The 19,040-nt window shown below is 67.9% G+C and carries 18 protein-coding genes and 1 tRNA gene; 12 read left to right on the forward strand and 7 right to left on the reverse strand.

All coding sequences use genetic code 11. The annotated features are described in order from the left end of the window. Positions 1–7 precede the first annotated feature (7 nt). The 11 genes from NUW50_RS02570 to NUW50_RS02620 all read left to right on the forward strand — a co-directional run bounded on the left by NUW50_RS02570 (position 8) and on the right by NUW50_RS02620 (position 11,949). Positions 8–1,534: a tripartite tricarboxylate transporter permease gene (locus NUW50_RS02570; protein ID WP_258287494.1), complete on the forward strand. Its 1,527-nt coding sequence runs from the start codon at positions 8–10 to the stop codon at positions 1,532–1,534. Continuing rightward, positions 1,531–2,391 carry a sugar phosphate isomerase/epimerase family protein gene (locus tag NUW50_RS02575; protein ID WP_258287496.1) on the forward strand — a complete coding sequence of 287 codons (861 nt, stop codon included), beginning with the start codon at positions 1,531–1,533 and terminating at the stop codon, positions 2,389–2,391. The genes NUW50_RS02570 and NUW50_RS02575 overlap by 4 nt, the downstream gene beginning before the upstream one ends. Then, positions 2,388–3,803, forward strand: a complete 1,416-nt coding sequence (locus tag NUW50_RS02580; RefSeq protein ID WP_258287497.1) for an enolase C-terminal domain-like protein — start codon at positions 2,388–2,390, stop codon at positions 3,801–3,803. Before NUW50_RS02575 ends, NUW50_RS02580 begins: the two co-directional genes overlap by 4 nt. A 216-nt stretch (positions 3,804–4,019) precedes the next feature. Further along, positions 4,020–6,314, forward strand: coding sequence for a bifunctional salicylyl-CoA 5-hydroxylase/oxidoreductase (locus tag NUW50_RS02585; RefSeq protein ID WP_258287498.1), 2,295 nt, complete (start codon positions 4,020–4,022; stop codon positions 6,312–6,314). After that, entirely contained in the window at positions 6,311–7,051 is a 741-nt protein-coding gene (locus NUW50_RS02590; protein ID WP_258287499.1) for an SDR family NAD(P)-dependent oxidoreductase, read from the forward strand. Before NUW50_RS02585 ends, NUW50_RS02590 begins: the two co-directional genes overlap by 4 nt. Next, positions 7,048–7,506 carry a MarR family winged helix-turn-helix transcriptional regulator gene (locus NUW50_RS02595; protein ID WP_258287500.1) on the forward strand — a complete coding sequence of 153 codons (459 nt, stop codon included), beginning with the start codon at positions 7,048–7,050 and terminating at the stop codon, positions 7,504–7,506. Before NUW50_RS02590 ends, NUW50_RS02595 begins: the two co-directional genes overlap by 4 nt. After that, positions 7,490–8,302 (forward strand): enoyl-CoA hydratase family protein, encoded by an 813-nt coding sequence (locus tag NUW50_RS02600; RefSeq protein WP_258287501.1) that lies wholly within the window; start codon positions 7,490–7,492, stop codon positions 8,300–8,302. Before NUW50_RS02595 ends, NUW50_RS02600 begins: the two co-directional genes overlap by 17 nt. Next, a complete protein-coding gene (locus NUW50_RS02605; RefSeq protein ID WP_258287502.1) occupies positions 8,302–9,459 on the forward strand; it encodes an acyl-CoA dehydrogenase family protein in 1,158 nt (385 codons plus the stop codon). Before NUW50_RS02600 ends, NUW50_RS02605 begins: the two co-directional genes overlap by 1 nt. Positions 9,460–9,462: 3 nt before the next feature. Next, a complete protein-coding gene (locus NUW50_RS02610) occupies positions 9,463–11,085 on the forward strand; it encodes an AMP-binding protein (protein WP_258287503.1) in 1,623 nt (540 codons plus the stop codon). Positions 11,086–11,147: 62 nt separating this feature from the next. Beyond that, positions 11,148–11,549 carry an acyl-CoA thioesterase gene (locus NUW50_RS02615; RefSeq protein ID WP_258287504.1) on the forward strand — a complete coding sequence of 134 codons (402 nt, stop codon included), beginning with the start codon at positions 11,148–11,150 and terminating at the stop codon, positions 11,547–11,549. Positions 11,550–11,553: 4 nt separating this feature from the next. After that, positions 11,554–11,949, forward strand: a complete 396-nt coding sequence (locus NUW50_RS02620) for a RidA family protein (protein WP_258287505.1) — start codon at positions 11,554–11,556, stop codon at positions 11,947–11,949. A gap of 166 nt (positions 11,950–12,115) precedes the next feature. On the opposite strand, the gene NUW50_RS02625 is transcribed toward NUW50_RS02620, so the two are convergent. The 7 genes from NUW50_RS02625 to NUW50_RS02655 all read right to left on the reverse strand — a co-directional run bounded on the left by NUW50_RS02625 (position 12,116) and on the right by NUW50_RS02655 (position 18,326). Next, positions 12,116–12,190, reverse strand: a tRNA-Glu gene (locus NUW50_RS02625). 104 nt (positions 12,191–12,294) lie between these two features. Then, positions 12,295–14,037 carry a single-stranded-DNA-specific exonuclease RecJ gene (gene recJ / locus NUW50_RS02630; protein ID WP_258287506.1) on the reverse strand — a complete coding sequence of 581 codons (1,743 nt, stop codon included), beginning with the start codon at positions 14,035–14,037 and terminating at the stop codon, positions 12,295–12,297. Between the two features lie 76 nt (positions 14,038–14,113). Beyond that, on the reverse strand, positions 14,114–14,905 hold the full coding sequence (locus NUW50_RS02635; RefSeq protein WP_258287507.1) for a phytanoyl-CoA dioxygenase: 792 nt from the start codon (positions 14,903–14,905) through the stop codon (positions 14,114–14,116). Positions 14,906–15,143: 238 nt separating this feature from the next. After that, positions 15,144–15,494, reverse strand: a complete 351-nt coding sequence (locus NUW50_RS02640) for a hypothetical protein (protein ID WP_258287508.1) — start codon at positions 15,492–15,494, stop codon at positions 15,144–15,146. Between the two features lie 118 nt (positions 15,495–15,612). Continuing rightward, positions 15,613–16,578, reverse strand: coding sequence for a class II fructose-bisphosphatase (gene glpX / locus NUW50_RS02645; RefSeq protein ID WP_258287509.1), 966 nt, complete (start codon positions 16,576–16,578; stop codon positions 15,613–15,615). A gap of 117 nt (positions 16,579–16,695) precedes the next feature. Next, the gene (locus NUW50_RS02650) at positions 16,696–17,985 is read right to left on the reverse strand and encodes a homoserine dehydrogenase (protein ID WP_258287510.1); all 1,290 of its coding nucleotides are present in this window, start codon (positions 17,983–17,985) and stop codon (positions 16,696–16,698) included. Positions 17,986–18,059: 74 nt separating this feature from the next. Continuing rightward, positions 18,060–18,326, reverse strand: coding sequence for a hypothetical protein (locus NUW50_RS02655; RefSeq protein WP_258287511.1), 267 nt, complete (start codon positions 18,324–18,326; stop codon positions 18,060–18,062). Between the two features lie 115 nt (positions 18,327–18,441). Between NUW50_RS02655 and NUW50_RS02660 the strand changes: the two genes are divergently transcribed. Beyond that, positions 18,442–19,029, forward strand: a complete 588-nt coding sequence (locus NUW50_RS02660) for a TetR/AcrR family transcriptional regulator (RefSeq protein ID WP_258287512.1) — start codon at positions 18,442–18,444, stop codon at positions 19,027–19,029. Positions 19,030–19,040 lie beyond the last annotated feature (11 nt).

The following is a 19,040-nucleotide window of genomic DNA, read 5'->3' on the forward strand; positions in this document are numbered from 1 at the left end:
GTTTGCCGTGCAAGGGCTTGAATACTTCCTGACCGCGATCGTCTCTTTCGTGACCGACCCGATGGCGCTGTTCAATGTGGCCTGGGCGACGCTGCTGGGCATCACCGTCGGCGCCCTGCCGGGGCTGACCGCGACGCTGGGCATTGCCCTGCTGACGACGCTGACCTTCCACATGCCGGCGGAAAGCGCGATCCTGGTGCTGGTCTGCATGTATGTCGGGGCCATCTACGGCGGCTCGCGCTCGGCCATCCTGCTGAACATTCCCGGCACCCCGGCCAGCGCGGCGACCTCGCTCGACGGGTTTCCGCTGGCCCGCAGCGGCCAGGCCGGGCGGGCCATGGGCATCGCCACCTCTGGCTCGTTCATCGGCGGCATGATCGGGATGCTGGCCCTGGCGCTGATCGCGCCGGTGCTGGGAGAGATCGCGCTGTCGTTCAAGTCGCCCGAGTTCTTCTGGCTGGCGCTCTTCGGGATCCTGATCTCGGGGCAGCTCACCACCACCGGAGATTCGCTCAAGGGCTGGATCGCGGGGGTGCTGGGCCTGCTGGTGGCGATGATCGGGCAGGAGGGGATCCATGCCTATCAGCGCTTCAGCTACGGCTGGACCGACCTGTCCGGCGGGCTGGCGCTGTTGCCGGCATTGGTGGGCGCCTTCGGCTTTGCCGAGATCATCGGGGTCATGAAGGCCCGCAACTACGAAACCGCCGGCCGCGCCAAGGACCGGATCATCCCGCGGCCGAAAGAGATCTGGCGCTACAAGCGCACCATCGCCCGCTCGGGCCTGATCGGCACCCTGATGGGGCTGCTGCCCGGCGTCGGCGAGGACATGGGCGCCTGGATGTCCTATGCGGCGGCGAAGCGCGCCAGCCCCGAGAAGGATCAGTTCGGCAAGGGCGCGCCCGAGGGACTGCTGGCCTCGGAGACCGGCAACAACGCCGCGGTGCCGGGCGCGATCATCCCGATCCTGACCCTGGCGGTGCCCGGCTCGGCCCCCGCGGCGGTGCTGCTGGCGGCGATGTTCATCCACGGCATCCGTCCGGGGCCGATGATCATGATCGAGTCGCCCGCCTTCGTCTTTCAGGTCGTGGCCATGGTCTTCATGGCGACGATCGCGATGCTGGTCTTCGGCCTGCTGCTGACCAAGCCGTTGCTGCGGGTGCTGTCGGTGCCGCGTGAAAAGCTGATGCCGCTGATCTTCACGCTCTGCACCATCGGTTCCTTCGCCATCGCGGGTCGCGAGTTCGACATCTACGTGATGCTGTTTTTCGGCGTCACCGGCTTCATCCTGCGCGAGATGGACTATCCGATGGCGCCGCTGGTGCTGGGCATCGTCCTGGGGCCGCTGCTCGACAGTTCGTTCCGTCGCGGCATGGTGCTGTTCGACGGCGATTTCACTGGCTTCCTGATCCAGCCGATTTCCGCGATCCTGGCTGCGGCCTGCGTGATCATGGTGCTGGCCTCGGTGCCCTTCATCCGCCGTCCGGTCGTGGCCGGGCTGCGCCGGCTGACCGGGCGGGGCGGGGCCGATTCATGAAGATCGCGCTCTGCAACGAGGTCATCCGCGAGCTTCCCTTCGCGGAGCAATGCGCACTGGCCGCCGGGCTTGGCTATGACGGGATCGAGATCGCGCCCTTCACGCTGGACGCCGCGCCGCATCTCCTCTCCCCGGCCCGGATCGCCGAGATCCGCCGCGCCGCGCAGGAGGCCGGCCTTGCCATCAGCGGCCTGCACTGGCTGCTGCTGGCGCCGGAGGGGATGTCGATCACCAGCCCCGATCCCGAAGTGCGCCGGTTCACCGAGGACACCGTGCGGCGCCTCGTGGATCTCTGCGCCGAACTGGGCGGCGGCTATGTCGTGCATGGTTCTCCGGGGCAGCGGATGCTGGCCCGGGGGCGTGAGGCCGAGGACCGCGCCAATGCACTGGCCTATTTCGCGGCCATGGCCGAGGCGGCCGAAGCGGCGGGGATCACCTATCTGCTCGAACCGCTGTCGCCGGAAAAGACCAATTTCATCGTCAATGTCGCGGAAGCCGCCGCGATCGTGGACGAGATCGGCTCGGACGCGCTGCGCACGATGATCGACTGCAATTCGGCAGGCACCCGCGAGGATCTGCCGGTGCCCGATCTGATCGCGCATTGGCTGCCCGGCGGCAAGGTCGCGCATGTCCACTATAACGATCCGAACCGGCGCGGGCCGGGACAGGGCGCGATGGATTTCGCGCCGATCACCGCGGCCCTGCGGGCCGGGGGCTATCAGGGCTGGATCGGGGTCGAGCCCTTCGTCTACGAGCCGGACGGTCCCGCCTGTGCGGCCCGCGCCATCGGTTACATTCGCGGTATCGAGGCCGCGCTGTCGCAGGGGGCGGGGGCCGGCCCGGCGGAGAGGTCATGACCGCGCCGGGACTTGTCGTCGAGGATATCGGTTTCCACGAACGCAACCTGCGTCTGCGGACGCCGTTCCGCTTCGGGATCGTCACCCTGACCGAGGCGACCCAGGTCTTCGTGCGGGTCCGGGTGCGCCTGTCCGATGGCAGCACCGTCGAAGGCCAGTCGGCCGAGCTTCTGGCGGCCAAATGGTTCGACAAGAACCCCGACCTGTCGAACGAGGACAATTACGACCAGCTGCGCGCAGCGCTCTCGATCGCCCGGACGGCGGCGGTTGACGCGGGCGAACCGCTGAGCGCCTTCGGCCTGCACGCGGCAATCGCCGAAGCGGCCTATCCCGAATGCGCCGCCCGGGGCCTGAACGGGCTGATCGCCGGGTTCGGCGTGGCGCTGGTCGATCGGGCGGTGCTGGACGCGCTGTGCCGGGCGCAGGGGCTGTCGGTCTTCGCGGCCGTGCAACGCAACCTGCCGGGGATCGACGCCCGCACGACGCCCGACCTTGCCGGCTTCGACATGTCCGGCTTCCTGCAGACGCTGGCGCCGGCGCAAAGCATTGCCGTGCGGCACACGGTGGGCCTTGTCGATCCGATCACCGAAGCCGAAATCGCCCCGGCCGACCGGCTGAACGACGGGTTGCCCGAGAGCCTGGAAGCGGCGGTCGCCACCTATGGGCTGCGGCATTTCAAGCTGAAGGTCGGCGGTGACATGGCGGCCGACATCGACCGGCTGACACGGATCGCCGCGGTGCTGGACCGGGCCGAGGCACCCTATCTCGTCAGCCTCGACGGCAATGAGCAATACGAGGATGCCGAGGCGGTGCTGGAACTGCTGCATCGGCTCGGGCAGGAACCGGCGCTGGCCCGGTTGATGCGGTCCACCGCCTATCTCGAACAGCCGATCTCCCGCGCCCATGCGCTGGAACGGCCCGTCACGGCCCTCGCAGCGCATCTGCCGGTAATCATCGACGAATCCGACAGCGGCATCGGGGTGTTCCCCGAGGCGCGGGCGCTCGGCTATGCGGGGATTTCGTCGAAGTCCTGCAAGGGGGTCTACCGGGCGCTCTTGAACCGTGCGCGGGTGGCCAAATGGACGGCCGAGGACGGGGCGAAGATGTTCATGACCGCCGAGGATCTGACCACCCAGCCTGGCGTCGCCCTGGCGCAGGATCTGGCCCTGGCGACGCTGATCGGCTGCACCCATGTCGAGCGCAACGGCCATCACTATGTCGATGGCATGGCCGGTGCGCCCGAGGCCGAACAGCAGAGATTCCTGGCGGCGCATCCCGACCTCTACCGGCAGGATGGCGGCCGGGTCCGGGTGGCGATCAGCGATGGGCGCATGGCCATTGGCTCATTGGCCGCGCCGGCCCTTGGCACCGCCGTCACGCCGGACTGGGACAGCATGGGTGCGGCGGGGTAGGGCCGGACGCCCCGGGGTTCGGGGCGGCTGGATTTTCGGGACCGCGATATTCAGGGCATTTCGTCGGGGACGGGCCTCAACGCGCTGGCACAGCAGCATCGAAGGGCCGTCGGCCAATAGCTTCAAACTTTAAATTTCAAACTTGAAATAAAAACCTGACCTCCGTAACGTGACTCGCATCGGGGAGACGCGCGCCGATCTGAGGAGGGATTGCACGTGAAGGTTCTGTGTCTCGGCGGTGGCCCTGCGGGTCTGTATTTCGCGATCAGCATGAAGCTTCGCGATCCGTCGCACGACGTCACCGTGCTGGAGCGAAACCGAGCCAATGACACCTTCGGCTGGGGTGTCGTCCTGTCGGACGATGCGCTCGGGCGCATGGAGCGGAACGACCCCAAGAGCACCCAGGCCATTCGCGATCATTTTGCCTATTGGGATGACATCGCGGTCGAGCACAACGGGGTGCGTACCGTCTCGGGCGGGCATGGCTTTGCCGGGATCGGGCGCCGGCAGATGCTGGTGCTGCTGCAGGAACGGGCCCGGGAACTGGGTGTCGACATGCGCTTCGAGACCGAATTCGACAGTGCCGAGCCATATCGTCGGGACTACGATGTCGTCGTGGCCAGCGACGGGATCAATTCACGGATCCGCAGGGAATACGAAAGCGCGTTCCGGCCCGACGTCGATCTGCGGAAATGCAAGTTCGTCTGGCTCGGGACACATCAGAAATTTGACGATGCCTTCACCTTCATCTTCGAGAAGACCGAACACGGCTGGGCCTGGGCGCATGTCTATCAGTTCGACGCAAACACGGCGACCTTCATCGTCGAATGCCTGCAACCGACCTGGGACGCCTGGGGTTTCGAGCACATGTCCAAGGAAGAGACGGTCGAAACCTGCCGCAGGATCTTCGAAAGGCATCTCGACGGCCACGCCCTGATGTCGAATGCCGGGCATCTGCGCGGCTCGGCGATCTGGATGAACTTCCCCCGGGTGATCTGCGAGACCTGGCATTACAAGAATGTGGTCCTGATGGGCGATGCCGCGGCGACCGGTCACTTCTCGATCGGTTCCGGTTCGCGGCTGGCCTTCGACAGCGCGATCGCGCTGGCCGATTATCTGCACAGCGAACCGACGCTGGAACGGGCTTTCGAACGCTACCAGGAAGAACGGCGGCTCGAGGTGCTTCGGATGCAGTCGGCGGCGCGCAACTCGCTGGAATGGTTCGAGGATGTCGAACGTTATCTCGATCAGGATCCGGTCCAGTTCAACTACAACCTGCTGACCCGATCGCAGCGTATCAGCCATGAGAATCTCCGGCTGCGCGATCCCGAATGGCTGGGATCGGCCGAACGCTGGTTCCAGCGCCAGGCGGGCGTGCCCGGGGATCAGCCCGCGCGCGCGCCGATGTTCGCGCCGTTCAAGCTGCGGGACATGACGCTGTCGAACCGCATCGTCGTCTCGCCCATGGCGCAGTACCGGGCCGAGGACGGCTGCCCGACCGACTGGCATCTCGTCCATTATGGTGAGCGGGCGAAAGGTGGCGCCGGGCTCGTCTACACCGAGATGACCTGCGTCAGCCCGACCGGCCGGATCACGCCCGGCTGCCCCGGTCTCTATGCGCCCGAGCACGAGGCCGCATGGAAACGGATCGCCGAATTCATCCATGCCGAAACCGAGGCCCGGTTCTGCTGCCAGATCGGCCATTCCGGGCGCAAGGGTTCGACCCAGCTGGGCTGGCAGGAGATGGATGCCCCTCTTGAACACGGCAACTGGGAGCTGATCTCCGCCTCGGCCATTCCCTGGTCCGAGCGCAATGCCGTCCCGCGCGAGATGACCCGGGCGGATATGGACGAGGTCCGCGACCAGTTCGTCGCGGCAACGGAAATGGCGCTGCGGGCGGGCTTCGACATGGTTGAGCTTCATGCCGCGCATGGCTACCTGATCTCCTCCTTCATCTCACCGGTGTCGAACGTTCGCGGCGATGCCTATGGCGGCAGCCTGGACAACCGGATGCGCTATCCGCTCGAGGTTTTCCGGGCGATGCGCGCCGTCTGGCCGCAAGATCGGCCGATGTCGGTCCGGATCAGTGCCAATGACTGGATCGGCGAGGCCGGGGTCGGACCCGAAGAGGCGGTCGAGATCGCCCGGCAATTCCGGGCCGCGGGGGCCGATATCATCGATGTTTCCGCCGGCCAGACCAGCACCGGGGCCAGGCCGGTCTATGGGCGCATGTTCCAGACACCGTTCTCGAACCGTATCCGCAACGAGCTGAAGATGCCGACCATGGCTGTCGGCAATATCTATGACACCGATCACGTCAATTCGATCCTGCTGGCGGGGCGGGCGGACCTCGTCTGCCTGGCGCGGCCCCATCTGGCCGATCCCTACTGGACGCTGCATGCGGGCGTGACCCTTGGCGACCCCCATGTGCCCTGGCCATTGCCCTACCTGAACGGGCGCGACCAGGCCTATCGCCTGCGCGAGCAACAGCAGGAGACCATCCGGGTATGAGCACCGCCGGGCAGCGCGTACTGATCACGGGGGGCGGCACCGGAACCGGCGCCGCCATCGCCCGGGCCTTCGCGGCGGCCGGTGCCGAGGTCGTGGTGGCGGGACGTCGCCCGGAACCGCTGGCCGAACTGGCCGGGGCATCCGATGCGATCCGGGCGATTCCGGCGGATGTGACCGACGAGGCGTCCGTCTCCGCACTCTTCGACGCCGCCGGCCCGGTCGATGTCGTGATCGCCAATGCGGGGGCGGCGGACAGCGCCCCTTTCGGCCGCACGACGCTGGCGCAATGGAACGCGATGATCGGGGTGAACCTGACCGGCGTCTTCCTGACCCTCCGCGCCGGACTCAATCAGATGCAGGGGCGCGGACGGCTGATTGCCGTGGCCTCGACCGCGGGGCTGAAGGGATACGGCTATGCCGCGCCCTATGCGGCGGCCAAGCACGGCGTTGTCGGTCTGATCCGCTCGATCGCGCAGGAGGTCGCACGGCGCCCGATCACGGCCAACGCCCTGTGTCCGGGGTTTCTGGACACCGGCATGACCGACCGCAGCGTCGATGCGATTGTCGGGACAACCGGTCGTGACGCCGAGACGGCGCGGGCCTCGCTGGCGGCGTTTAACCCGCAGAAACGGCTGATCCGGCCCTCCGAGGTGGCTGCCGCCGCAATGTGGCTCTGCGCGGAAGGATCCGAGGGGATCAACGGCCAGGCCATCGCGATTGCCGGGGGGGAAATATGAGCGACCGAGACACCCTGTCCCGCCGCCGCCTGCGGACATGGCTGCGCCTGCTGAGGTTGACCCGGTCCACCGAGAACCAGCTGCGCGAGTTCCTCCGCGTGGAATTCGACACCACGCTTCCCCGCTTCGACGTGGCGGCGGCGCTCTTCCGCAGCGGGCGGCCGATCCGGATGAGCGAGCTCAGCCAGATGCTGCTGGTCTCGAACGGCAATGCGACGGCGGTGGTCGAGCGGCTTGAGAAGGATGGCCTTGCCGCCCGCGTCACCGGTGAAGACGACCGGCGGGTCGTCCTCGTGGCGCTGACCGAGGCGGGCCGAAGCTGGTTCGAGACGCTCGCGAAGGCGCATGAGGAAAAGGTCAACCAGTTGTTCGACCGCCTCGGCCACAGGGAACTCGATACGATCCGCGATCTGGTGCGGCATCTGGAAGGCAAGACCGATGACAGGATTCACTGACTACCGCCCGACCCATTTCGAATGGGTCTGCAACAACGGCATCGCGACGGTGCGGTTGAACCGGCCCGAACGGAAGAACCCGCTGACATTCGACAGCTATGCCGAGTTGCGCGATCTGTTCCGGGCACTCCCCCATGCCGAGGATGTGGACGTCGTCGTCTTTGCCTCGAACGGCGGCAATTTCTGCTCGGGCGGCGATGTGCATGACATCATCGGGCCGCTGGTCGGAATGGACATGAAAGGTCTGCTGGCCTTTACCCGGATGACCGGCGATCTGGTCAAGGCGATGATCGGCTGCGGCAAGCCGATCATAGCGGCGGTGGACGGAGTCTGCGTCGGGGCCGGGGCGATCATCGCCATGGCCTCGGACCTGCGACTGGCGACGCCGGCGGCGCAATGTGCCTTTCTCTTCACACGGGTCGGGCTTGCCGGTTGCGACATGGGCGCCTGCGCGATGCTGCCGCGCATCATCGGGCAGGGGCGGGCGGCCGAACTGCTCTATACCGGCCGCTCGATGTCGGCCGACGAGGGCGAACGCTGGGGGTTCTGGAATGCGCTTCACCCCGCAGAGGCGCTGGACGCCGAGGCCCGCAGGTTGGCCGAACGGCTGAAGGCCGGTCCCACATTCGCCCATGGCATCACCAAGACCCAGCTCAACCAGGAATGGAACATGGGGCTTGAGCAGGCGATCGAGGCCGAGGCGCAGGCCCAGGCGATCTGCATGCAGACCCGCGATTTCGAACGCGCCTATCATGCCTTCGTCGCGAAACAGAAACCTGTGTTCGAGGGCGACTGATGCCGGACAGCAGCTATCTGAACTGGCCGTTCTTCGACGCCGTCCATCGGGACCATGCCGAACGGCTGGGGGTCTGGGCGGCCGAGACGATCGGTCCGGTCGATCACCAGGATACCGACGCCACCTGCCGCAGGCTGGTGGCGGAACTGGGCGCGGCGGGCTGGCTGATGCCGACCGCCGCCGGCGAAGGTGAAACGCTCGACGTGCGAAGGCTCTGCCTCTCGCGCGAGATACTGGCCCGCCATGACGGGCTTGCCGATTTCGCTTTCGCCATGCAGGGGCTCGGCACCGGTGCGATCTCGCTGTTCGGGACGCCGGAGCAGAAAGCCGAATGGCTGCCCCGGACCCGGCGCGGCGAGGTCATCGCCGCCTTTGCCCTGACCGAGCCGCAATCCGGTTCCGACGTCGCGAATTCGCAGATGACCGCGGTGCGGGACGGCGACGATTATGTGCTGGACGGCGAGAAGACCTGGATTTCGAACGGCGGCATCGGGGGGCTCTACACGGTGTTCGCCCGCACCGGCGACGCACCGGGGGCCAAGGGGCTCTCGGCCTTCCTCGTGCCGGCCGATACGCCGGGTCTCGCCATCGTCGAACGGCTCGAAACGATCGCGCCGCACCCGCTGGCGCGTTTGCGGTTCACCGGTTGCCGGATCCCGGTGGGCGCGCGTCTCGGTGAAAGCGGCGACGGGTTCCGGATCGCGATGATGGTGCTCGACGTCTTCCGCTCCACCGTCGCGGCGGCGGCGCTCGGCTTTGCCCGCCGGGCGCTGGACGAGGCGCTGGAGCGGGTGAATGCACGCCATGTCCAGGGGGCGCCGCTGTTCGATCACCAGATGGTGCAGGGCCACATCGCCGACATGGCGCTGGATGTCGATGCCGCCGCGTTGCTGGTCTATCGCGCCGCCTGGACCAAGGATCAGGGGGCGCCGCGTGTGACCCGCGAGGCGGCGATGGCCAAGCTCTTCGCGACCGAACAGGCCCAACGGGTCATCGATCTGGCCGTGCAACTGCATGGCGGCGACGGCGTCAGGTCCGGCGGCACCGTCGAAAGGCTCTACCGCGAGATCAGGGCGCTGCGGATCTACGAAGGCGCGTCGGACGTCCAGCGGGTCGTGATCGCCCGTCAGGCGATGCGGGATTATCTGGGAGGATAGGACATGCTCGGACCGAGCGCACATATCGACACGTTCACCCGCGACGGTCTTCCGCCGCACGACAGCTGGCCGGATTTCCTGCTGGAGGGATTCGACTATCCCGAGACCCTGAACGCCGCGGTCGAACTGACCGACCGGATGGTCGAGAAGGGCTTTGGCGACAACACCGCGCTGATCGGGAACGGCCGGCGCCGGACCTACAAGGAACTCTCCGACTGGACCAACCGGCTGGCGCATGTCCTGGTCGATGACCTGGGGGTCAAGCCCGGCAACCGGGTGCTGATCCGCTCTGCCAACAACCCGGCCATGGTGGCCTGCTGGCTGGCGGCGACAAAGGCCGGGGCGGTCGTGGTGAACACGATGCCGATGCTGCGGGCCGGGGAGTTGCTGAAGATCGTCGAGAAGGCCGAGATCGGCCATGCGATCTGCGACACCCGCCTGACCGACGAACTGATCGCCTGTGCAAAGAAGAGCACCTTCCTGAAGACGGTGGTCGGCTTCGATGGTACAGCGAACCACGATGCCGAACTCGACCGCCTGGCGCTGCAGAAGCCGGTAAGGTTCGATGCGGTCCGGACCGGGCGCGACGACGTGGCGCTGCTGGGCTTCACCTCGGGCACCACGGGTGCGCCGAAGGCCACGATGCATTTTCACCGCGACCTGCTGATCATCGCTGACGGCTATGCCCGGGAAGTGCTGAAGGTCACGCCCGAAGACGTCTTCGTCGGTTCGCCGCCGCTGGCCTTCACCTTCGGTCTCGGCGGTCTTGCGGTCTTTCCGCTGCGCTTCGGTGCGGCGGCGACCCTGCTCGAAGCCGCCACGCCGCCGAAAATGATCGAGATCATCGAGACCTTCAAAGCCACGATCTGCTTCACCGCCCCGACCGCCTATCGGGTGATGCTGAAGGCGATGGAGGAGGGCGCCGACCTGTCCAGCCTGCGGGCGGCGGTTTCGGCCGGCGAGACCCTTCCGGCACCGATCTACGAGGAATGGGTGCGCCGGACCGGCAAGCCGATGCTCGACGGGATCGGTGCGACCGAGATGCTGCATATCTTCCTGTCCAACCGGTTCGACGATTCCCGGCCGGCCTGCACCGGGCGGCCGGTGGGCGGCTACCAGGCCAGGATCGTGGATGCGCAGATGAACGATCTGCCCCCGGGCGAGGTCGGTCGCCTCGCGGTGCGCGGTCCCACCGGCTGCCGCTATCTCGACGATCCGCGCCAGGCGGATTACGTGAGGGACGGCTGGAACATCACCGGCGACAGTTTCTGGCAGGACGAGTCCGGGCATTTCCACTTTGCCGCCCGCAGCGACGACATCATCGTTTCGGCGGGCTACAACATCGCCGGACCCGAGGTCGAGGCGGCGCTGCTTTCGCATGAGGCGGTGGCCGAATGCGCGGTCATCGGGGCGCCGGATCCGGACCGCGGATACATCGTCGAGGCGCATGTGGTGCTGAACGAGGGCGTCACCGCCTCGGACCTGACGCGGAAGATTCTCCAGGACTTCGTGAAGGCGACGATCGCGCCTTACAAGTATCCGCGCTCGATCAAGTTCCGCCAGGCCCTGCCCAAGACCGCGACCGGCAAGATCCAGCGCTTCGTTCTGCGCGAACTGGCGGACTGAGCATGCGATGCCGTCGGCTGCGGCCGGCGGCGCTGCCCGGACCGCGCCCCAGGAGTTGAAACATGGCATTCACCTATCCCCAGAAAGTATTGTTCAAATACTGCGACCCGGCCGGGATCGTGTTCTTTCCGCGCTATTTCGAACTGATCAACGACTGCATCGAGACGTTTTTCGGAGAGGCCATCGGGGTTCCCTTCGAGGAACTCATGAAGGTTGGCGGCGTGCCGACGGTGGAGATCACGGCGACCTTCAAGGCACCCAGCCGGCACGGTGACCGGCTGCTTCTGAGCCTGTCCTGCCGCCGGATCGGCCGCACCAGCGCGACGCTGGACATCGACGCGCATTGCAGCGAGGAACTTCGGTTTCGGGCCACCTCGACCATCGTCCATGTGGACCGGAGCGGCCGGCCCGAGGTCTGGCCCGCCCGGATCAAGGACAAGTTGCAATCCCATTTGAATAGGTGATTTCGTGGCAAACAAGGTGATTCAGCCGGGTGGATGGCTGCCGGCAAAGGGCTATGCCAACGGCGTGCTGACCAGGGACGGAACGCTCCATATCGGCGGTCAGATCGGATGGGACGCAGAGCAGAACTTCCGGACGCATGACTTCGTCGGCCAGATGCAACAGGCGCTGGAAAACATCCGCGCCGTCGTCGAGGCGGCGGGCGGCCATGTCGGCGACATCGTCCGGATGACCTGGTTCGTGACCGACAAGACGGAATACCTGGCCCGGCAACGCGAGGTCGGTGCCGCCTATCGCGCGGTGATGGGGCGGCATTTCCCGGCGATGTCGCTGGTCGTGGTCAAGGAACTCGTCGAAGACGAGGCGATGGTCGAAATCGAGGCCACGGCGCAGCTGCAATAGGGCGCGGGACACCTCCCGCCGTCAGTTGCCGGGTCCGCAGCCCGATCGGCAGCCACGCCGGCCCGCAGCCCGGCCGCCAGGCGACAAACCCGCCGAATCACGCAGGGCGGGCATGGTCCGCAATTCGATGAAATCACCAGCGATGCCGGGGGAGGCTTCGACGCGGTGGCAGCCCGTAGGGGAGTCGAACCCCTCTTTTCAGGTTGAAAACCTGACGTCCTAACCGATAGACGAACGGGCCGTGTCGCGGCGTGACGGGTGTTTAGTCAAGCTTGGCGCGGCGCGCAATGGGAAATCTGCGCTTGGCGCACAAAGCTTGCATTCCGCTGCCCGGGCGGGGAGCTCTCAGGCCCGTGCGGCGTCTTCCAGCCGCAATTGCGCCTTGGAGCGGCCGTTCCAGCGGTTGATTTCCAGCCGTCCGGCGAGGTGGAAGCGCGCGCCGCCATGCTCCAGCAGCGCCGGGCCCAGCGGTCCGTCCATCGCCCCGAAGGCGACCGCCTCCAGCGCCGGGCCGGTGCTGTCGCCGAAACTCAGCCGCAGATGGGTGTCACCGATTCGCCGGGTCGAGCGGATCGCCACATCGGCAAAGGCAAAACGCGGCGCCGGAGCGCCCTGGCCGAAGGGGCCGGCCTGGTCGAGCAGGCCGATCAGGTCGATGGTGGCCGCGCCGGGCATCAGCAGCCCCGCCAGCCGCAGGTCGGACGGCCCCAGTTCGGCGGCGCCCTGCCGCGCCAGCAGGGCGGCCAGGCGGTCCATGGCGGGGGCCAGCTGCGCCCGGCTCAGGCTCAGGCCCGCCGCCATCTTGTGCCCGCCGCCTTTCTCGATCAGCCCTTCGGCGGCCAGGCGTTGCACGGAGGCGCCAAGGTCGATGCCGCTGACCGAACGGCCCGAGCCCTTGCCGGCATCGCCCTCGAAGCCGATCACCACGGCAGGGCGGTGGGCGGCCTCTTTCAGCCGCGCCGCGACGATGCCGACGACACCGGGATGCCAGCCGTCGCCCGCCGCCCAGACCAGCGGCGCATCCAGCCCGCGCGACTCGGCCTGGGCCAGAGCCTCTTCCCGGACCCGCGATTCGATCTCGCGCCGCTCGCTGTTCAGTTCGTCGAGGCGCGTCGCCAGCCGCACCGCCTCGGCCGGGTCGTCGGTCGAGAGCAGCCTTGCGCCGAGGTCGGCCTGGCCGATCCTTCCGCCGGCATTGACTCGGGGGCCGAGCAGGAAGCCGAGGTGATAGCTGTTCGGCGCCTCGTCCATCCGCGCCACGTCGGCGAGCGCCACCAGCCCGGGGCGTTCGCGCCGCGCCATGATCGCAAGGCCCTGGCGCACGAATGCGCGGTTGACGCCGACCAGTGGCGCGACGTCGGCGACGGTGGCCAGGGCGACGAGGTCGAGGAACGACAGCAGCGCCGGTCCGGTCTGCTTGTCGCCGCGCAGCTGTCGGTTGGCTTCGACCAGCATCAGGAACACCACACCGGCGGCGCAGAGATGACCCAGGGCGCCGTCTTCGTCCTGCCGGTTCGGGTTCACCACCGCCAGCGCCGGGGGCAGGGTCTCGCCGCCCAGGTGGTGATCGAGGATCACCACGTCGGCGCCCCGCGCTGCCGCCACCGGCCCGTGCGAGAGCGTGCCGCAATCGACGCAGACGATCAGGTCGTGATCCCGGGCCAGCATCTTCATCGCGGCCTCGTTGGGACCGTAGCCTTCGTCGATCCGGTCGGGGATATAGAGCGTCGCCTGCCGGTCCATCGCCCGCAGCCAGCAGATCAGCAGCGCCGCCGAGGACCCGCCATCGACATCGTAATCGGCAAAGATCGCGATCCGCTGGCGGTCCTTCACGGCCTTCAGGAACCGGGCGGCGGCGGCCTGCATGTCCTTCAGGCTCAGCGGGTCGGGCAGCAGGTCGCGCAGGGTGGGTTCGAGAAAGCCCTGCGCCTCTTCCGGCGCCACGCCGCGCCCTGCCAGCACCCGCGAGAGCGGCAGCGGCAGGCCGGTGATCTGGGCCATCGCCTCGGCCAGGCGGTCCTGTTCGGGCGTGGGGCCGACCCAGCGGCGGCCGGTGAGCGAGGCGGAGACGTTCAGGAAATCGGCCATGCGACGGTTTCGCCCGAAAGCCGACGCGGGGCAAGGGTGGCGTGGGGCAGGCCGCTGGACCCGCCCCTTGCCGTGGCTAGAACCGCAGCCCGCAGGCCTCGCGGATCGCGATCTGCATAGGCGAGGGCGGCAGCGCCGGATCGAACCCGCCCCTCGGCAGCAGGGCGGGCTGTGCCATGAAGCGCGGCGCGGACCCGTGATGCGCTTGCGCGGCATGGACCAGGAACGGATGGCAGAGATAGACCGTCCCCGCCGCCCCGGTTGCCAGCTCCTGCGGGCAGTCGGCGCTGGAGGCGAAACCGTTCGCCGCCAGTTGCCGCAGAGTCGTGCCCTCGACCCCATGGGGCAGCAATTCCCGCGCGATGATCAGGTGCGAGCCGCGCCTGATCCGGGTCGGCGCATCCTCGGGGCCGGTGTCCGAGAACAGGAACAGCATCAGCAGGGCGCGGCCCGTGCTGGTGACATTGACCCGCCAGTCGAGGAAATCCGGCGCCTCGGTCCTAAAGCTCATGTCGACATGCCAGCCGTCATCGCCGGGCACTTCCGGCGCGGGAAAGCGGACCGGAAAACTGCCGAGTCCGGCAGGCGGCAGCCAGCGCCCTGCGCCGACCAGCCCGTCATAGGCCCGATGCAGGCGTGGCGTGTTGGCGGCGGCGACAAAATCCGGCGTGCTCTGCAGTCCCAGCCGAATCACCGGTTGGGTCCAGGTCTCGGGTGCCCCGGGCGACAGGCCGATCTGCGACCACAGAGCGTCTCGGCAGCGCCGGGCAAGCTCGGGGTCGAAGGCGGCGTCGAGGCGGAGGAAACCGTCGTCGATAAAGCCACGGCCCTGACTCTCGGTCAGGCCGTTCAATTCATTTCTGGGCATGGGATGTTCTCCAGAAGGCCGTCGCAGAGGCGCGGCCAGGGCTGAGGGACGGTGCCGAAGCGCCGGAACAGGCGCGCTCGATCAGGGCGAGCGCAGCGCGTTCAGTTCAGCGGGAAGACGGAGGACATGAACATCATGGCGGAAATCTTGGGTGCCGTCAGCGAGATCGCAAGCCGAGAGTCCCAGGGTGGCGGCCGACAATGCCTGCCGGCAGGAGACCCCTGCCGGCAAGCGGGGGCTACGCGTCCTTCTTCAACGCGATCTGGCAGGCCTCGGCCAGCGCCCGGTCGGGCTTGTCCATGCCCAGCGGCGTCGCCCAGCCCGCCTTTTCGACAATGCCCCGGCGCTGATAGCTGCTGGCGGCATCGAGTTCAGTCATGATGGCAAGCGACTGCGGGTCGCTTTGCGCGTTCTGCAGGCAATAGGGCGTCAGGGCCAAGGCAACGGCGGCCATGGATTGGCTGTCCGAAAGCGCTGCGGCACTGCCGCCGGTCATCCAGCCGCCCCAGTTGAAGCCGAGGATTGCCAGGGCAATCGCTCCTGTCCCCGCGCCCAGCAGGGCGGGTTTCGTCCATGAAGGAATCTGCATCTATCTGGCCGATCTGAAAGAGGAAAAGCACGCAGGATTGCGCCTTGCCTGGACCGTAACACGGTTTTGCCGAATGGGGCCATGGTTTCGCCCCATGCCGTTTGGCTGCTCTGGCCCCCTACCGGGTCGGGTTGCGATACAGCATCCGCCGGACCGAGCCGGTCTTCGAGCGCATCAGGATCGTCTCGGCCTCGACATAGCCGGGCTCGCGCCGGATGCCGGCGAGGATCGAGCCGCTGGTGACCCCGGTGGCGGCGAAGATCACGTCATCGGTGACCATCTCGTCGCGGCTGTAGATCCGGTTCAGGTCGGTGATCCCGGCGGCACGGGCGCGGCCGCGCTCGTCCTCGTTGCGGAACATCAGCCGGCCCCACATCTGCCCGCCCATGCATTTCAGGGCGCTGGCCGCCAGCACGCCCTCGGGCGCGCCGCCGGCCCCCATATACATGTCGATGCCGGTCTTTTCCGCCTCGGCGCAATGGATCACGCCGGCGACGTCGCCATCGGTGATCAGCCGGATCGCGGCACCGGTGGCGCGGACCTCGGCAATCAGCTCTTCGTGCCGGGGCCGTTCGAGGATGCAGACGGTGATGTCCGAGGTGCTGCCGCCGCGCGCCTTGGCCAGGGTCTTGACCCGCTCGGTCGGGGTCATGTCCAGCGACAGCAGATCGGGGGCGAAGCCGGGGCCGATCGCCAGCTTGTCCATGTAGACATCCGGCGCGTGCAGCAGGGTGCCGCGCGGCGCCATGGCGATGACGGTGAGCGCGTTGGGCATGTCCTTGGCGGTCAGGGTGGTGCCTTCCAGCGGGTCCAGCGCGATGTCCACCTCGGGGCCGTTGCCGGTGCCGACCTCCTCGCCGATATACAGCATCGGGGCCTCGTCGCGCTCGCCCTCGCCGATCACCACGGTGCCCTTGATGTCGAGCATGTTGAGCTGGTCGCGCATCGCGTTGACCGCAGCCTGGTCGGCGGCCTTCTCGTCGCCGCGGCCGATCAGCCGGGCCGAGGCCAGCGCCGCCGCCTCGGAGACCCGGGACAGCCCCAACGACAGCATCCGGTCCATGAATTGTGCTTTGTCCGTCACGGTGGCGCTCCTTGGTTTCCTGCCCGGCCATGGCCTAACGGTCAGGTCTGGCTTCGGCAAGACCGGGTAGCGGTAACAGTTTTCCCCAGGGCGCGGCGGCGGCCGGAAAGCCGCCGTTCAGACCTCTTCGATCCGCAGCGCGACCGGGTGGCCGGGCACGACGCCGGTGCTGGACAGCCCTTCCAGCGCCAGGTCCAGCGCGGCGCGGGCGCATTTGTGGGTGACGATCAGGACCGGCGCCGTGGTCTCGGCATGGCCATACTGACGCATCCGGTCGATCGAGACCCCGGCCTCGCCCAACAGCGTCGCCACCTTGGCCAGGGCGCCGGGCTTGTCGGTCAGCCGCAGGCGCAGGTAATAGGGCGCCGGAACCTGGGCGCTGGCCGCGGTGGCCTGTTCCAGCGTCGCCGCGGGCTGGCCGAAACAGGGCACCCGGAAGCCGCGCGCCAGGTCGATGACATCCGACATCACCGCGCTGGCGGTCGGGCCTGCCCCGGCGCCGGGGCCGCGCAGGGCGATCTGGCCGACCTGGTCGCCTTCCAGCACCACCATGTTGGTGCCGCCGTCGAGCTGCCCGAGCGGGCTGTCCGAGGGCACCAGGCAGGGCGACATCCGCTGCACCAGCCCGCGCCCGGTGACCTGGGCCACGCCCAGCAGCTTGATCCGATAGCCCATGTCGGCGGCCTGCTCGATGTCCTCGATGCTGATCCGCTCGATTCCCTCGATCTCGACGCCGGCGAAATCCACCTTCGTGCCGAAGGCGACCGAGGCCAGCAGCGCCAGCTTGTGCGCCGCGTCGATGCCGCCGACATCCAGCGTCGGATCGGCCTCGACATAGCCCAGGGCCTGGGCCTCGGCAAAGATGTCGGCATAGGCCTTTCCGGTCGCCTGCATCCGGGTCAGGATGTAGTTGCAGGTGCCGTTCATCACCCCCATCACCCGGGACATCCGGTTCGCCGCCAGACCTTCGGTCAGCGCCTTCATCACCGGGATGCCGCCGGCCACCGCCGCTTCGAAGCGGATCACACGGCCTTTCGCCTCGGCCGCCTCGGCCAGCGCCTGGCCGTGCAGCGCCAGCAGCGCCTTGTTGGCGGTCACCACGTCCTTGCCGCTGGCCAGGGCCGCCTCGACCGCGGATTTGGCCGGGCCGTTGTCGCCGCCGATCAGCTCGACGAAGACGTCGATGTCGGGCCGGGTGGCCAGGGCCACGGGATCGTCCTCCCAGCCGTAGCGGTCCAGCTTCACGCCGCGGTCGCGGTTGCGGTCGCGGGCGGAGACGGCGGTGATCTCGACCGGGCGTCCGGCACGGGCGGCGATCATCCGGGGCTGGTCCTGCAGGATGGCCAGCACGCCGGCGCCAACAGTGCCAAGACCCGCGATACCGAGGCGTAGGGGGGGCTGGGTCATGGCTATGGCCTTTTTGTTGGGGCTCCTGATCCCGCGCCTGTTAGCTTACCAGCCGTCAGGGCGCAACGGCGGCCCTAGCCGCCGACCTGCCGGGCCCGCAGCCGTGCCGCCCGGGCCCGCAGCGCCGCGGCACGGGCGAGCAGCCCGGCTGTCGTCTCGTCGGTGATCCCGACCTCGTCCTGCCGGGCCAGAAGCCGGTCCATCGGCAGCAGTTCCGGCCAGGGCGCGGCCTCGGCCACCTCGACGCCGGCACCGTCCTGCAACGGGAACGGGGCGCAGCCGCCCAGCCCGGACGTCATGGCCAGGCAGAGCAGGATGGCGGGGCGGCGGGCAGGGCGCATGGAAACCTCTCTCGCCCATGCTAGGCTGCCGCCCGGCTGGCCACAAGCGCGGCCCGGACCGCCGGTAAGGCAAATCGGGGCTTTCGCTGAACGTCTGTTCAGATAGATTGTCCGCATGGCACGCAAACAGGGTTCCCATTCCGAGATCACCGGCCCCCGGGTGCGCGAGGCCGCGCAGCGGTTGATCGCCCGGCATGGCTATGCCGCCGTCTCGATGCGCCAGATCGCCGCCGAAGTCGGGGTCCAGGCCGGGGCGCTGTATCTCTACACGCCCGACAAGCAGACCATGCTCTTCGACCTGATGAAGGATCATCTGACCGAATTGCTGGCCGCCTGGGACGAGGTGGTCCTGCCCGAAGGCGCGATTCCCCGGCTCGAGGCCTTCGTGCGCTTTCACATCCGCTTCCACCTGGCCCGGCCCGAGGCGGTGGTCATCGCCTATATGGAAATGCGCAATCTCGAACCCGAGAATCACCGGGCGATCGAGGCGCTGCGGCACGGTTACGAGGACCGGCTGGAGAAAATCCTGATCGAGGGGCAGGGCGCGGGCGACTTCCAGATCCCCGACACGCGGCTGGCCGCGATGGCGCTGCTGTCGATGCTGAACGGGATCCCGGGCTGGTTCCGCGAGGACGGGCGCCTGTCGCGCGGCCGGGTCGAACGGATCTACTGGAACATGATCCGCCGGGCCGTCGGGGCCTGACCCGGCCGGGC

The sequence above is a fragment of the Frigidibacter sp. ROC022 genome, from assembly GCF_024723735.1.
Classification (GTDB): domain Bacteria; phylum Pseudomonadota; class Alphaproteobacteria; order Rhodobacterales; family Rhodobacteraceae; genus SLM-1.

What these genes read in the sequence shown, in the direction of transcription:
- NUW50_RS02655 (WP_258287511.1), bottom strand. Translation starts at nt 18,326, where the DNA reads ATGCGCCCTGCCCGCCGCCCCGCCATCCTGCTCTGCCTGGCCATGACG.
- NUW50_RS02660 (WP_258287512.1), top strand. Translation starts at nt 18,442, where the DNA reads ATGGCACGCAAACAGGGTTCCCATTCCGAGATCACCGGCCCCCGGGTG.
- NUW50_RS02605 (WP_258287502.1), top strand. Translation starts at nt 8,302, where the DNA reads ATGCCGGACAGCAGCTATCTGAACTGGCCGTTCTTCGACGCCGTCCAT.
- NUW50_RS02590 (WP_258287499.1), top strand. Translation starts at nt 6,311, where the DNA reads ATGAGCACCGCCGGGCAGCGCGTACTGATCACGGGGGGCGGCACCGGA.
- NUW50_RS02610 (WP_258287503.1), top strand. Translation starts at nt 9,463, where the DNA reads ATGCTCGGACCGAGCGCACATATCGACACGTTCACCCGCGACGGTCTT.
- NUW50_RS02640 (WP_258287508.1), bottom strand. Translation starts at nt 15,494, where the DNA reads ATGCAGATTCCTTCATGGACGAAACCCGCCCTGCTGGGCGCGGGGACA.
- recJ (WP_258287506.1), bottom strand. Translation starts at nt 14,037, where the DNA reads ATGGCCGATTTCCTGAACGTCTCCGCCTCGCTCACCGGCCGCCGCTGG.
- NUW50_RS02615 (WP_258287504.1), top strand. Translation starts at nt 11,148, where the DNA reads ATGGCATTCACCTATCCCCAGAAAGTATTGTTCAAATACTGCGACCCG.
- NUW50_RS02575 (WP_258287496.1), top strand. Translation starts at nt 1,531, where the DNA reads ATGAAGATCGCGCTCTGCAACGAGGTCATCCGCGAGCTTCCCTTCGCG.
- NUW50_RS02650 (WP_258287510.1), bottom strand. Translation starts at nt 17,985, where the DNA reads ATGACCCAGCCCCCCCTACGCCTCGGTATCGCGGGTCTTGGCACTGTT.
- NUW50_RS02600 (WP_258287501.1), top strand. Translation starts at nt 7,490, where the DNA reads ATGACAGGATTCACTGACTACCGCCCGACCCATTTCGAATGGGTCTGC.
- NUW50_RS02635 (WP_258287507.1), bottom strand. Translation starts at nt 14,905, where the DNA reads ATGCCCAGAAATGAATTGAACGGCCTGACCGAGAGTCAGGGCCGTGGC.
- NUW50_RS02580 (WP_258287497.1), top strand. Translation starts at nt 2,388, where the DNA reads ATGACCGCGCCGGGACTTGTCGTCGAGGATATCGGTTTCCACGAACGC.
- NUW50_RS02595 (WP_258287500.1), top strand. Translation starts at nt 7,048, where the DNA reads ATGAGCGACCGAGACACCCTGTCCCGCCGCCGCCTGCGGACATGGCTG.